Annotated in this window: 9 protein-coding genes, 2 tRNA genes and 1 other RNA gene; 4 read left to right on the plus strand and 8 right to left on the minus strand. The window is 73.5% G+C overall.

Translation table 11 applies throughout. From position 1 onward, the window contains the following. The first annotated feature begins 13 nt into the window (after positions 1-13). The 3 genes from ACZ60B_RS02710 (at position 14) to ACZ60B_RS02720 (ending at position 1,971) form a co-directional block, all read left to right on the plus strand. Positions 14-1,261 carry a sensor histidine kinase gene (locus tag ACZ60B_RS02710; RefSeq protein ID WP_469383619.1) on the plus strand — a complete coding sequence of 416 codons (1,248 nt, stop codon included), beginning with the start codon at positions 14-16 and terminating at the stop codon, positions 1,259-1,261. After that, entirely contained in the window at positions 1,258-1,872 is a 615-nt protein-coding gene (locus ACZ60B_RS02715) for a response regulator (RefSeq protein WP_469383620.1), read from the plus strand. Before ACZ60B_RS02710 ends, ACZ60B_RS02715 begins: the two co-directional genes overlap by 4 nt. Before the next feature lie 23 nt (positions 1,873-1,895). Next, positions 1,896-1,971, plus strand: a tRNA-Gly gene (locus tag ACZ60B_RS02720). Between the two features lie 53 nt (positions 1,972-2,024). On the opposite strand, the gene ACZ60B_RS02725 is transcribed toward ACZ60B_RS02720, so the two are convergent. From ACZ60B_RS02725 to ffs, 6 genes are all read right to left on the minus strand, one after another. Beyond that, entirely contained in the window at positions 2,025-2,921 is an 897-nt protein-coding gene (locus ACZ60B_RS02725) for a phosphoribosylaminoimidazolesuccinocarboxamide synthase (protein WP_469383622.1), read from the minus strand. A gap of 68 nt (positions 2,922-2,989) precedes the next feature. Beyond that, positions 2,990-4,492 (minus strand): N,N-dimethylformamidase beta subunit family domain-containing protein, encoded by a 1,503-nt coding sequence (locus tag ACZ60B_RS02730; protein ID WP_469383623.1) that lies wholly within the window; start codon positions 4,490-4,492, stop codon positions 2,990-2,992. 300 nt (positions 4,493-4,792) lie between these two features. Continuing rightward, positions 4,793-6,577: a M48 family metalloprotease gene (locus ACZ60B_RS02735; RefSeq protein WP_469384072.1), complete on the minus strand. Its 1,785-nt coding sequence runs from the start codon at positions 6,575-6,577 to the stop codon at positions 4,793-4,795. A gap of 289 nt (positions 6,578-6,866) precedes the next feature. Beyond that, positions 6,867-8,120 carry a phosphoribosylamine--glycine ligase gene (gene purD, locus ACZ60B_RS02740; protein ID WP_469383624.1) on the minus strand — a complete coding sequence of 418 codons (1,254 nt, stop codon included), beginning with the start codon at positions 8,118-8,120 and terminating at the stop codon, positions 6,867-6,869. Between the two features lie 128 nt (positions 8,121-8,248). Continuing rightward, complete coding sequence (locus ACZ60B_RS02745) at positions 8,249-10,528, minus strand: DNA polymerase III subunit gamma and tau (protein WP_469383625.1); 2,280 nt, start codon at positions 10,526-10,528, stop codon at positions 8,249-8,251. Positions 10,529-10,573: 45 nt separating this feature from the next. Further along, positions 10,574-10,672, minus strand: an RNA gene (gene ffs / locus ACZ60B_RS02750) — signal recognition particle sRNA small type. 72 nt (positions 10,673-10,744) lie between these two features. Here ffs and ACZ60B_RS02755 point away from each other — a divergent pair. Further along, positions 10,745-10,832, plus strand: a tRNA-Ser gene (locus tag ACZ60B_RS02755). 118 nt (positions 10,833-10,950) lie between these two features. Here the strand turns inward: ACZ60B_RS02755 and ACZ60B_RS02760 are convergent. Then, positions 10,951-11,898: a lamin tail domain-containing protein gene (locus ACZ60B_RS02760; RefSeq protein WP_469383626.1), complete on the minus strand. Its 948-nt coding sequence runs from the start codon at positions 11,896-11,898 to the stop codon at positions 10,951-10,953. A gap of 377 nt (positions 11,899-12,275) precedes the next feature. Next, complete coding sequence (locus ACZ60B_RS02765; RefSeq protein ID WP_469384073.1) at positions 12,276-14,117, minus strand: copper resistance CopC/CopD family protein; 1,842 nt, start codon at positions 14,115-14,117, stop codon at positions 12,276-12,278. Positions 14,118-14,382: the final 265 nt, after the last annotated feature.

A 14,382-nucleotide genomic window follows, 5' to 3' on the forward strand; every position in this document is an offset into this window, starting at 1 on the left:
GGGGCACAAGGCGATGAGCGCTGCGCGCGGCTGGTGGCGGGGCAAGAGCACGCCGGCCAAGGTCGAGACGTACACCCGCTGGTCGTTCCACTTCTTCGCGGTGATCGAGGTCGCGACGCTCGCCCTGCCGGTGTTCGGGCAGGTGGGACCGGGCCTCGCGGGCTGGCTGACGGCCATGGTGACCGGGCACGCGGCACTCTGCGCGGTCACCGCCTCGCGGGCGCTCGACTGGACCCGCGGCCGGCGCGATCAGCCCGTGCGGCTGCGGTGGGCACTCGGCGCGGTCAGCTACGGGCTCGCCGTCGCCACGCTGGTGATCCAGGAGTACGGCCCAAAGGGCGACGGCGTCGCCACGGCCACGGGCACGGTCTTCGGAGGCGTGATGATCTTCGGCGCGGGCACCGCCGCCCTCGGAGTCCGCGCCCGGCGACGGGTGTTCGTCCTGGTGGCGGGGTTCGCGGCCGGGGCGGGCGCGTTGTCCCTCCTGCTGGGCGTCCCCGGGCCCGCGGCGTCGGCGGCCACGATCGCGGTCCTGGCCGGCGGCGCGTTCCTCGCCTTCACCTCCATGTTCTCCGTGTGGCTGCTCGACGCCGTCTACGAACTCGACGCGGCCCGGGAGACCCGCGCCCGGCTGGCCGTCGCCGAGGAGCGGCTGCGCTTCGGGCGCGATCTGCACGACGTCCTGGGCCGGAACCTGGCCGTGATCGCGCTCAAGAGCGAGCTGGCCGTACAGCTCGCCCGGCGCGGGCGGCCGGAGGCCGTGGACCAGATGACCGAGGTGCAGCGCGTCGCACAGGAGTCGCAGCGCGAGGTGCGGGATGTCGTACGCGGATACCGGGAGGCCGATCTCGGTATCGAACTCAGGGGCGCGCAGGGGGTGTTGAAGGCTGCCGGAATCGACTGCGAGATGAGCGGCGAGAACCGGGCGGCCGTGCTCCCGGGTGAAGTGCAGTCCGCGCTCGGCTGGGTGGTGCGGGAGGCCACCACCAATGTGCTGCGGCACGGGGACGCCGCGCGGTGTGCCGTGAGTCTGCGGATGCTGGAGGGACGTGTGGTGCTGACGGTGGAGAACGACGGGGCGTCCGGCGCTCCCGACAGGGCGTCCGGCGCCGCCGACGGGGGCGGAGGCTCCGGGATCGCGGGGCTGCGCGAGCGGCTGGCCGTGGTGGACGGCACGCTGTCGGCGGGGGCCATGGGCGGGGACGGGTTCCGCCTGGTGGCGGAAGTACCGTTGGCGGACGTGAGCGGAGTGACGTCATGAAGCCCCCGGTACGGCTGTTGCTCGCCGACGACGAGCATCTGATCCGCGGGGCACTGGCCGCGCTGCTCTCCCTGGAGGACGACCTCGTCGTGGTCGCCGAGGCGGCGACCGGGCCCGAGGCGCTCGCCATGGCGCGGGCCCACCAACCCGATGTGGCCGTCCTGGATCTTCAGATGCCCGGCGCCGACGGTGTGAAGGTCGCCACATCCCTGCGGGCCGAACTGCCGGGCTGCCAGGTACTGATCGTCACCGGTCACGGGCGGCCGGGCCATCTGAAACGGGCCCTTTCGGCCGGCGTGCGCGGGTTCGTCCCGAAGACGGTCAGTGCCCAGCGGCTCGGCGAGATCATCCGCACCGTGCATGCCGGAAACCGTTATGTGGACCCGGAGTTGGCCGCCGACGCGATCTCCGCCGGGGACTCGCCGCTCACCGCGCGCGAGGCCGAGGTCCTGGAACTGGCCGCCGACGGGGCACCCGTCTCGGAGATCGCCGAGCGGGCCGCGCTGTCACCGGGGACGGTGCGGAACTACCTCTCGTCGGCCGTGACGAAACTCGGGGCGGAAAACCGGCACGCGGCGGTGCGTCTCGCCCGGGAGCGAGGTTGGGTATAGTTGGCCTCGCGCCACGGCGCAGTGCGGACGTAGCTCAGTTGGTAGAGCGCAACCTTGCCAAGGTTGAGGTCGCGAGTTCGAGCCTCGTCGTCCGCTCCAGAAAGAAGCCCCCCGGCTCCGGCCGGGGGGCTTCTTCGTTCATCGGGCGCCGTTCACCAGCCGACGCCCGTCAGCCGCTCGTACGCCTCCACGTACTTGGCGCGGGTGGCGTCCACCACCTGCTGCGGCAGCGGCGGCGGGGGCTGCTCGCCGCGGCGGTCCCAGCCGGACTCGGCGGAGGTCAGCCAGTCCCGCACGAACTGCTTGTCGTACGAAGCCTGCGCGCGGCCCGGCTGCCACTGGTCGGCCGGCCAGAAGCGGGAGGAGTCCGGGGTGAGCACCTCGTCCGCGAGGACCAGCGTCTCGCCCTCGAAGCCGAACTCGAACTTCGTGTCCGCCAGGATGATCCCGCGGTCCCGGGCGATGTCGCGGGCGCGTCCGTACACCGCGAGGGTCGCCTGGCGCAGCAGGGCGGCGGTCTCGGCGCCGACCTGACGGGCGACCTCCTCGTACGACACGTTCTCGTCGTGCTCGCCGACCGCCGCCTTGGTGGCCGGGGTGAAGATCGGGGCGGGCAGCTCGGAGCCGTCGGTCAGGCCCTCGGGCAGGGCGAGGCCGCAGACCGTGCGGGACTCCTGGTACTCGGCGAGGCCCGAGCCGGTGAGGTAGCCGCGGGCCACGCACTCCACCGGGACCATCCGCAGGGACTTGCAGACCAGGGTGCGGCCGCGCCAGTCGGCGGGGGCGCCCGCGGGCAGCTCGGTGCTCAGCACGTGGTTGGGGGCCAGGTCGGCGAGCTGGTCGAACCACCACAGGGAGAGCTGGGTGAGGATGCGGCCCTTGTCCGGGATCGCGGTGGGCAGCACCCAGTCATAGGCGGACATACGGTCGCTGGCGACCATCACGAGGTCGCCCGCCTCGTTCTGGTACAGATCGCGCACCTTGCCGGTGTGCAGGTGCACCAGGCCCGGAACCTCGATCGGTTCGGGCTTTTCTACGAATCCGGACACGGTTCCTCCCCGTGGTTCTGTCCAATGGCTCGATTGTCCCGTATGCCAGGACGGGCCAGGACAGCGGGTCAGCCGTGCTTGCAGATGCGGTCCAGGAGGTTCGCGGTGGCCCGCTGGATCCGGGTGTCGACGTGGCCCGGTCGGTCCAGGGCCGGTGACCAGGCGAATGTCCCCGAGGCGAAGACCAGCGCGCCGGACGGGGCACGGTACAGGGACGTCTCCTGATGGCGCCGGACGCCGTCGTGGTCGGTGTACGGGGAGTGGGCGAGCAGGATGCGCTCGTCGTGCTCGGGGAGCGGGGTGCGCGGGAAGTAGCGGTCGGCCTCGCCCGCGACCAGGCCGTCGAGTTCGTCGCCCTCGCGCGCGCCGGTGGCGTCCCACAGCCAGTGGTCGGCGTTGCGGACGATCAGGGGGTGGGGGTCGGGGACCCGGCCCGCGTACTGGATGCCGACCAGCTGCTGTTCGGGCCGGTCGATCTCGCGCCACAGCACGGCCTTGCCGGGGCCCTTGCGCTTGCGGCAGGTCAGCAGTCGGTCGGGGACGGCGGACGGGGAGGGGCCCAGCTCCACCTGCCAGTACATGGAGTTGGCGGAGAGGAAGACGAGGGAGGTGCCCTGTTCCCGGGCGAGCTCGGCATTGCGGCGCATGGCCGAGGACCAGTACTCGTCGTGGCCGGGGAAGACCAGGCCCCGGTAGCGGGTGGGGTCGACCCGGCCGGCGTGCAGGTCGCGGGCGTCGGCATAGGCGAGGTCGTAGCCGTAGCGCTCGGCCCAGCGGATGAAGTCGTAGGCGTGGCCGACGTGCAGCGGCAGACCGGCGCCGGCGTACGGGCGGTCGAAGGAGACGGTCGTGGCGGCGTCGGCCTCGCCGAGCAGCCGGCCCTGCTCGTCCCAGGCGTGGTAGAGGCTGGCGCCGGTGCGGCCGTCCTCCGGATAGAGGTTGTACGCCTGCCAGGTGATGTCGGGCAGGACCAGGAGCAGGTCCCTGGGGTGGTCGTCGCGGACCGTGAACGGGATGTGCGAGCGGTAGCCGTCGGCGGTGGTGAGGACGGCCACGTACGCGCCCGTGCTCCAGTGGGGCGGGATCTGGAGCCGCCAGGACAGCCACCAGTGGTGGCAGGAGACCGTCCGGTCGGCCGTGAGCGGGGGCGGCTGGACGATGCCGGACAGCCGGGGACTGGTCGTGATCTTGGCGGCGCCGTCGCCGCCGTAGTGGCCGATGCGGTAGATGTCGACCGCGAACTCCTGCGGCGGGTCGACCGTGACATGGAAGTCGACGGCCTCGCCGGGGGCGACCGCGCCGGTGGAGATGAAGCCCTTGATCTGGCGACGCACGTCGTCGGCGGCGCGCGGGCCGCCGACCGGGGCGGGACGGGGGGCGGGGACCCTGGGGGTGCCCCGCCGGCCGGTGTGGCCGGGAGCGGGGTCCACGTACCAGGGGACGACCTGGCCGGTGTCGTCGAAGTACGTCTCGCTGCCGCGCAGCCAGGGGACCGGGCCCTGACCGAAGGGGTCCGTCACCGCGTGCGCCAGTGCTCCCGACTCCCAGCGACGGATCTGCTCCGACCCCATGCTCGCTCCCCTCCCTCGCTGCGATGTACGTCGTGCTGTGCGCTGTGCGTCGTGCGGTGGCCGGCGCGGTGGGGGGCCCGGCCGGACACGCGGCGGGTGCGCGGTCCGACCGCGGTCGCGTACGGCTGCACGAGTGCACAGCCGTACGACTGTGTCGCCTGTCGTATGTCGGGCGCGCATGCCAAGAGCGCGTTCAGTCCCAGCACATCACATTACGCACCGATGCTGTCACTATTCGTTGCGAATTGGCCGAAAGTGGAATCGGGTGCTCCGGCAGGGATCTTGCCGTCCCGCGGTCCGTCAGACGAGCCGTACCGGCTTCTCCGGCCTTATCCCGCACTCGATCAGCCAGGTCCGCAGCGGTACCGGGTCCCCGTCCTCTATGAGGCTCAGGACCTTCGGGGTCAGGTCGGTCGTACGGATGCCGTCGATCAGCAGGGACGGACCGTCCAGCCAGTCGAGACCGGGGGCGGCGCCCGCGGTGTCCATCGCGGCGCAGCAGACCATCGCGGTGACATGGTCGGCGAGGAGCTCCCGGGAGGTGCGGGGAGGCTGGAGGGGGAAGAGCGGGAGGGCGTCGCCGTCCCAGAAGGCCGCGTCGGGGCCCTGGGCCGCGCCTGCGGCCGGCCTGCGGACCGCCGGGGCCGCGGCCTCCTCGCGGGCCAGCTCCGCGGTCAGCCCGCAGGCCAGCGCCATGCTGCGCTCGGTACCGCCCTCCAGCGCGTCCTCGTCGGCGTCGGCGGCCATCGCCGCGTAGGGCTGGGGCAGGGGTTTCGGCAGGTCCGCCGCACCCTCCCGGTCCGGGGCCGTCAGATGGTCGAGCACACGGGCCAGGGTGGGCCCGCCGGGATGGGACGCGGTGCGGTCGGTGACACGGCGCACGCCCAGCGTGTCCAGGACCCGGTGCAGCCGGGCGGCGTCCGCCCGCCACTTGCGGTCGACGACCTCGTCCGGATACTCCTGCCAGTCCACCGGGGCCCAGTCCGGACCGGGCTCGGCGGGACCGCCGTGGAAGAGCCGGGCGGCCAGCAGCGAGGCGGCCTCGTCCACCAGGCCGGGCTCCTCGAGCAGGTCGCAGGCGGGGCGCTCGCCCAGCCTGGAGGTGAAGCCCTCGGCCAGCCGGTCCCGGCGGGACAGTTCGGTGAGGGCGGCCACCACCCCCGCGTCCAGCCGGGAGGGCCAGCGGCCCATCCGCCAGGCGGGCAGCGCGACCCGGGTCAGCAGCCGGTCCCAGCCCGCGTAGGCCAGACCCACCTGCTCCTGGGCGACGATCCTGAGCCCGTAGTCCACAGCCTGTGCGCGTTCGGCCGCGGCCGACGCCACACCCCGCTCCATCAACGTCGCATGCTCCCGGCAGCCGCGCAGCAGCGCTCTGGCCACCCAGCCGAGGACCGCGCACACCGCCCGCAGGGGCAGAGCCCGGCCCGGCGTGGAGGCGACGGCCACCGCCGCGTCCAGGCCGCGTACGAAACGGCGGGCGGCGGCTATGTCCGGGTGCGCAGACGGTCCCGTACCGGCGACGACCGGGGCGAGGACGGCCCGCAGTTCGCCCACCCGCATCCACCACAGGAACGGGGAGCCGATGACGAGCACGGTGGCGGCGACGCGGCGCGGCGGCCGGCCCAGGCCGGTCATCTCGTCGTGGCCGTGGCCGTCCGGCGGGGAGGGGTCGTGCGCCGCGTGGGCGCGGTCCTCCAGCCAGCTGTCGCAGTCCGGGGTGAGCGCTATGGCCGAGGGCGCGGGGACGTCCAGACGGTCGGCGAGGTCGCGCACCAGCCGGTACAGGTCGGGGGCGGACTCCTCGGCGATCGGGACCGTCGGGCTCACGGCGGGGCGGGCTCTGGCCACCACCAGGCCGATCCCGGCGGCGGCGAGCAGCACGAGCACCGTGACCACCGTCACGATCCAGCGGGCGAGGTCCCAGCCCCGCCCCACCAAATGCCCGGTGGACCCGCCGGCCAGCAGCACCACCGCCACGGCCGCGGGCAGCAGGGCGATCGCCAGCGCCCGGCTCCTGACGCGCAGCACGGCAAGGGCCCTGGTCCGCGCGGCCTGCGCGCCCACCTCCACACCGATCCCGGTCACGTCCGAACTCACCCCCTCCCTGCCGACCTGGCTGTCCCGGTGGTCCCGGCTGTCCTGGCGAAGCTCACTCCCCCACTGTGGCACCCGCCGCCGACATCGCAATGCCGGTGGGCCAAGTGCCGGAACGCTTGCGCCGCACCATAGTTGGGGCTCCGGCCCCCGTCAGCCGGATAGGGCATCGGTCACTCGATGGAATGGCTTTGGTCAGAGGTGAGCAACGGAAAGCAGAGATCGGGCCTCGGATCTCTCCGGGGCCCGATCTCTGCGGAACACGAGGTCAGCGGGATGCTCAGGCGCCCTGGGCCGCCTTCGCCGCGATGTCCGTACGGTGCTGGGAACCGTCGAGTCCGATGCGCGAGACCGCCTGATAGGCGCGGTCGCGGGCCTCGGAGAGGTCGGTGCCGGTCGCGGTCACCGAGAGCACCCGGCCGCCCGCGCTGACCACGGCGTCGCCGTCGTGCCTGGTGCCCGCGTGCAGGACGTACGCGTGCGGCGCGTCCTGGGCCGCCACCTCGTCGAGACCCGTGATCGGGTCGCCGGTGCGCGGGGTGTCGGGGTAGTTGTGCGAGGCGACGACCACGGTGACCGCGGCGTCGTCGCTCCAGCGCAGCGGGGCGAGGTCGTCGAGGGTGCCGTTCGCGGAGGCCAGCAGGACACCGGCCAGCGGGGTCCGCAGCCGGGCCAGCACCACCTGGGTCTCGGGGTCGCCGAACCGGGCGTTGAACTCGATGACCCGGACGCCCCGGCCGGTGATCGCGAGTCCGGCGTAGAGCAGGCCGGAGAACGGCGTGCCGCGGCGGCGCATCTCGTCGACGGTGGGCCTGAGGACGGTCTCCAGCACCTCCTCCACCAGCTTCGGGTCGGCCCACGGCAGCGGGGAGTACGCGCCCATGCCGCCGGTGTTCGGGCCCTCGTCGCCGTCCAGCGCGCGCTTGAAGTCCTGGGCGGGCTGGAGCGGGACGACCGTCTCGCCGTCGGTGATCGCGAAGAGGGACACCTCGGGGCCGTCGAGGAACTCCTCGATGACCACCCGGTCGCAGGCGGCCGCGTGCGCCTTGGCCGTCTCCAGGTCGGAGGTCACCACGACGCCCTTGCCCGCGGCGAGGCCGTCGTCCTTGACCACGTAGGGGGCGCCGAAGGCGTCGAGGGCCTCGGCGACCTCGTCGGCGGTCGTGCAGACGTAGGACCGCGCGGTGGGGACGCCGGCGCAGGCCATCACGTCCTTGGCGAAGGCCTTCGAGCCCTCCAGCTGCGCGGCCTCCCCGGACGGGCCGAAGACCGGGATGCCGGCCGCGCGGACGGCGTCCGCGACGCCGGCCACCAGCGGGGCCTCCGGGCCCACCACCACCAGTTCGGCGCCGAGTTCGTCGGCCAGCGCGGTCACGGCCGCGCCGTCCAGGGCGTCGACCTGGTGCAGCTCGGCGACCTCGGCGATGCCGGCGTTGCCGGGGGCGCAGTACAGCGCGGTGACGTCGGGGTCGAGGGACAGGGAGCGGCACAGGGCGTGTTCGCGGGCGCCGCTGCCGATGACAAGGACCTTCACGGGGTCAGCCTAACCGGCGCGGGAGCGGGCACTTTGTGCGGGCTTCCGAGGCGGAGGGCGCGCGGCGCTTGTGGCTTCCTCCGAACCGGGGCCCTCGATCCTCCGCCCGTCACGGCCCTGACCTGGTCCTACTCGTTGGTGATCTCCTCCATGACCGTCGCTCCGAGTTCCCGCACGATCAGTTCGTGCCCGGAGAGGGCCGACTCGTCGAGGTCGGGGTCGTCGTCCTCGGGGATGTCGTCCTCGGGGGCCACCGGGGGCGGCGGCTCGGGGGCGGCGGGCCGGGACACCGGGGCCTGCGCCAGGGGGGCCGACGGGGAGTGGGCCGCCGGGCCGGCGGGGGCCGGGGCGGGCTGCGGGGACGCCGGGCGCTGCGCGGCGGGGGCGGCCGCGCCGCCGTACCCACCGGCACCGCCGAACCCACCGCCACCAGCGCCCGGGCCGTACCCGCCGCCGTAGCCGGACGGGGCGCCCGCCGCGGAGGCAGCCGAGCCGCCGCCCGACGGATCGACGACCGCGTCGACCTTCCACTGCACGCCGAACTGTTCGAGCAGCGCCTGCCGCAGCACGTCCTCGCTGCCGCTGCTCGTGAAGTTGTCACGGGCCCCGGCGTTGACGAAGCCGACCTGGAGCGTGGTGCCGTCGAAGCCGGACACGTGGGCGTTCTGGCTGAGCAGGATCCAGGTGAACCGGCGGCGGTTCTTGACCGCCTCCAGGATGTTCGGCCAGAGCATGCGCGGGTCGAGGCCACCGGCGGGGGGCGCGTAGGCGGCCGCGCCGGGGGCCGCCGCCGCGGGGGCGGGGGCGGGGGCGGCAGGCGCGGGAGCGGGCGTGGCCGGCGGACGGGCACCGCCGCCGGCGGGGGCCGCGGTGGGCCAGCCGCCCGGTCGGCGGCCGCCGGCGGGAGCCGCGGTGGGCCAGGCGCCCGGCGCGGGCGCGCTCACCTCGGCGGGAGCGGCGGCCGGGGCGTCCTGTGCCGCGACGGGCGCCGGGGGCTGGGCGACCGGCGGCTGCGGGGCGGCCGGTGCCTGCGGGACGGCCTGGGGGTGCCCCGCGCCCGGCGCCGGGACGCCCGGGGCTCCGGGACCTCGCACCGCGGCACGGGCCGCCGCGGCCCCGCCGCCGGGCGGGATCGGCGCGGCGTCGGCGGGCTGCTGCCGGACCGGAGCACCACCCGTCGCCATCGCCCCGTGCGCCTCGGGCCCGGGGACGTACGCCACCGCGGGCGCGCCGCCGCCCGCGGAGAAGTTCACGCCCCGCTCGATGCGGTCCAGGCGGGCCATCACGGAGCGCTCGTCGCCGTACGCGGCGGGCAGCAGCACCCGGGCGCAGATGAGTTCGAGCTGGAGGCGGGGCGAGTTGGCGCCGCGCATCTCCGTCAGGCCCTCGTTGACGAGGTCGGCGGCCCGGCTGAGCTCGGCGGCGCCGAAGATCCCGGCCTGGGCCTGCATCCGCTCGACGACGTCGACGGGGGCGTCGATCAGCCCCTTCTCGGCCGCGTCCGGCAGGGCCGCCAGGATCACCAGGTCCCGCAGCCGCTCCAGCAGGTCGGCGACGAACCGCCGCGGGTCGTTGCCGCCCTCGATGATGCGGTCGACGACCTCGAAAGCGGCGGCGCCGTCACCGGTGGCGAAGGCCTCGACGACGGAGTCGAGCAGCGAGCTGTCGGTGTAGCCGAGCAGGGAGGTGGCCATGGCGTACGTCACACCGTCCGCCGCGGCACCGGCCAGCAGCTGGTCCATGACGGACATGGAGTCACGCACGGATCCGGCGCCGGACCGCACGACGAGCGGCAGAACGCCGTCCTCCACGGGGATGGCCTCCTTCTGGCACACCTCGCCGAGGTACTCCCGAAGGGTCCCGGGCGGCACGAGCCGGAAGGGGTAGTGATGGGTCCGCGACCGGATCGTCCCGATGACCTTCTCGGGCTCGGTGGTCGCGAAGATGAACTTCAGATGCTCCGGAGGTTCCTCGACGACCTTCAGCAGCGCGTTGAAGCCGGCCGGCGTGACCATGTGGGCCTCGTCGATGATGTAGATCTTGTACCGGCTGCGGGCGGGCCCGAAGAAGGCCTTCTCCCGCAGGTCGCGGGCGTCGTCCACACCACCGTGCGAAGCGGCGTCGATCTCGATGACGTCGATGGATCCGGGGCCGTTGCGCGCCAGGTCGCGGCAGGAGTCGCACTCCCCGCACGGGGTCGGCGTGGGTCCCTGCTCACAGTTCAGGCACCGGGCGAGAATGCGCGCGCTGGTCGTCTTGCCGCAGCCGCGGGGCCCGCTGAACAGGTACGCGTGATTGACCCGGTTGTTCCGCAGCGCCTGCTGCAACGGGTCGGTGACATGCTCCTGCCCGATGACCTCGGCGAAAGACTCCGGGCGATAGCGGCGGTACAGCGCGAGAGACGACACATCTACGAGGTTATAGGCGCCCGCTGACAACCGGCCCCGCCCGCAAACGCAAGCGCCCCCCACGCACCCGCCAGAGCCGACCTACCCTTGCTGCCTTCCGGCCCTGGGGGAGTTCAGTCAGATAGCGCCACGTGAGGGGCTGCGCAAACAGTACCTGATGACGGGGGTCCGGATCGAGTTCGCGAGCACTCCTCTCGGTCATGTAATGTTCCCACCGGAGGATTCGCCTAGAGGCCTAGGGCGCACGCTTGGAAAGCGTGTTGGGGGCAACCCCTCACGAGTTCGAATCTCGTATCCTCCGCCAGTGCCTCACCGGGCACGTTGTAGAAGGGCCCCACCGCTTGCGGTGGGGCCCTTCTACGTTGTCCGGGAATTTTTTCCTAGCTGCCGACGGGGCCCTCAGAGGTCACGTCCGCGGTCGGTCAGCCGTGGTTGCCGTGGTTCCCCTGGTTCCCGTGGTTGCCCTGGTTCCCGTTCCCCTGGTTCCCGTTCCCCTGGTTTCCGTTCCCCTGGTTTCCGTTCCCGTGGTTGCCCTGGTTGCCCTGGTTGCCCTGGTTCCCCTGGTTCCCCTGGTTGCCCTGGTTGCCCTGGTTGCCCTGGTTGCCCTGGTTGCCCTGGTTCCCCTGGTTCCCCTGGTTCCCGTGGTTCCCCTGGTTCCCCTGGTTGCCCTGGTTCCCGTGGTTGCCCTGGCCCGAGTGCTGACCGGGGAGCTGGCCCGGGTGGTTGCGGGGCAGGCCGTTACGGTCGCCGCGGTCGTGCGTGTTGCGGTCGTGGCGGTCGTCGCGGCCGTTCCAGTTCCGGTCGTGCCGGTCGTGGCGGTCGTTCCAGTTCCGGTCGTGGCGGTCGTCACGGCCGTTCCAGTTCCGGTCGTGCCGGTCGTGCCGCCCGTTCCAGTTCCGGTCGTCACGGTCGCGCCACGAGTAGGAGTCCACGAAGCGGTTGCGGTCGTTGCGCAGGGTGATCGTGTCGGACCGGTCGTCCAGCACGTAGCCGCGGCGGTCCTGGTAGAGGTCGGTGCGCGTGTCACGGCCGATGCCCGTGTGGACACGGACCGTGGACCGGGCGTACAGACGGACGTGCCGGAAGGTGTACCTGTGACCGTCCTCGTCCCGGAGGGTCCAGCCGTTGAGGTCGACGCTGCGGCCGCTGTAGTTGCTGAGCTGCACCCACTCCCTGTTGAGCGAGAAGTTCGAGCCGTAGAAGCGGTCGTGGCGGTTCAGGGCGTCGCGGTGCACGTCGCTGATCTCGACCCGCGACCGGTCCGCGCGGACGTGGTCGGTGGCGGACGCCGGCAGGGCCACCGCTCCGACGAGGGCGCCGGCCGCGAGCGTCGCGGCGGCCAGACGACGGGGGCTAACGAAAACGGACACGGGGTCCCCTTGCATGGTGCAGGCACCTTCCCGGCCGTGGCGACATGCCCGGTCGGGCGTGGTGCGGTGTGCTTGCGACGACCGGCTGGCCGCGCATTCACACTCTGGCCGCCCGGCGTCGACGTGAAGGCGATACGCGCACGGTGTGACCAAGTGATCACATTGCCGTTACTCTCGGATGCAATGTCCATCTATGCGCGGTATGCGGATGTTGACGCTTCACCGCCGCGCCAACCCTTGCGGCGACTGGGCTGTGCCCCCCCGCCCCCAGGATGGCGAATGGGGCGGAACCACCCCCATCACCCGAAAGTGGGTAACAATTTCGAGCGGTTCCGGCCACCCCGTGCGAACGGGCGTTCCCGGGTGGGGCCGGGTCGCTAGCGCTCGATCCGTACCGGGCGGGTCTCGCTCACCTGGTCCACGTCCGAGACCCGGACCGTCGCCTTCATCGTCCAGGTTCCGGGCAGCGGAAGGTTGAAGGCGTCGGCCGCCCAATAGCCGCCCCTGTCGGTCACCTTGGTGTCGAGCGGGCCGATCTTCTCGCCGTCGAGGGTGAAGGTCAGGCGCAGTTCGGGCACCGAGGACAGGCCGCCGTCGGGGCCGAAGACAACGGCCTCGACCGAGTTGTCGCCCACCCGGCCGGGGTCGAGCGTGACCTGCACCGTGCCGTGGACCGCGGGGGTGCCGACGTTGAACGGGACCAGGGTCACGGACGCGGTGGCGATCCCGGTGGCCGACACGCCCGCCCGCGCGTCTGCCGCCTCGGTCTCGGCCCGGCCGGGCGTGGTGCCCGTCAAGGCCGTCGTGGCCATCAGCACCACCGTCGCGACGGCGACCTCGGCCAGGACGGAACGGCGCAGGCCGCGCACGGTGTCGACGGCGGCCGCCGGCTCCGCCCCCGCCACCGTCTCCGCCTCGGGTCCCGCCACCGTCTCCGCCTCGGGTGCCGGGACGGTCTCCGCTTCCGTTCCCTCAGCAGTCCCGGTAGCCGGCTCCGGCTCGGGTTCCCGGGCCGGGAGCGGTGGTCCGCCCGCCGTCGTCGGCACCCGTACCTCGGTGGGGGCCTTGGCCGACGCGGGCCGTGCCGTCCAGTTGCGGGAGAAGGACGCCGCCGTCAGCAGCAGCGTCACCCCGGCCAGTTTGGCCAGCAGGAGGTGGCCGTACTCCGTCCCGGTGAGCGCGGCCCAGGAACCGAGACCGCGCCAGGACTGGTAGAGACCGGTCACCACCAGCACGGTGACGGCGGTGAACGCGACCCGGGAGAAGCGGGCGACCGCAGCGGCCGGGGGCGTGGCGCGGTGGAGCAGGATCAGCAGCGCCGCCAGACCGCCCAGCCAGACCGCCATCGCCAGCAGGTGCAGGACCGAGGACGTGATGGCCAGCGGGACCTGGAGGCCGGCCGAGGCGTGCTCGGCGGCCGCCCAGGTCAGGGCCAGTCCGACCGCGACGGCGACGGCAGGCGCGATCGGCACGGGCGCGAGGGGGCGCCTGCGGGCACGTATCAGGAGCGCGGCCGTCGGGCCCAGCAGGGCGAGACGGGCCGTCAGCGCCAGGCCCGGCCGGGTGTTCAGGGTGTGGACCAGGGCGGACGGGTCGAGGGCTCCGGCCGGGCCCGTGCCCGCCTCGTACGGAGCACGCAGGACCAGCAGGACGACGGTGGACGCCAGGAGGGCCCACCAGCCCGCCTCGAGCGGGGTGCGCAGCGGGGCGGTGTCGGTCGGACGGCACAGCAGGACGAACGCGGCCGCGCCGATGAGCAGGGCCGCGGCGAGATAGGCGACGTAGCGGGCCGTGTCGTAGAGGCGGGCGGTGACCGGGTCCTCGGTGGGGCCGGCGTTCACCGCGGCGGTGGTCGGGGTGGGTGCGCCGACCGAGAAGGTGAACGCGCCGGAGACCGGGTGGCTGTCCGCCGAGACCACCCGCCAGGCCACGGTGAAGGTGCCCCGGCCCAGCTTCGCGGGCAGGGTGACCCGGGCCGTGTCCGAGCGGTCCGCCGCGTGCTGCGGCTCGCCCGTGCGCACCCGGCGGTTGTCGGGGTCGAAGACGCGGAAGGAGTCGTCGAGCAGGCCGACGGACTCCGTGAAGGTCAGGGTGAGGGCGCGGGGGGCGGAGCCGAGGACGGCTCCGTCGGCGGGGTCGGTGGCACGGAGGGCGGCGTGGGCCGAGGCCGGCCCCGCGCCGCCGAAGAGGAGCAGGACCAGCACGGTGCCCAGCAGCACCAGCCCCTGAAGTCGCCGGTCTCCGCGCCGTGCGCCGTACCGTCGTCCGCCATCGCGCCCTTCGCCCACGTCACGCTCCGCCTTCGCACTCGTGTGCTCCTGGATAGGTACGGGCGGGAGCGGCGCCGTGCTCACCACCGGCCGACGGGCGGGCACGGGCACCATCGTGCACACCGGGCGCGTGCGGGCGGGCACGGCCCCCCGCACGGCCGCCACGAGGGCCCGCGCGGCCGCCGCGAGCCCCGCACGGCCCCCGCGAAGTTCC

This window comes from Streptomyces sp. NPDC104096, from assembly GCF_055584385.1.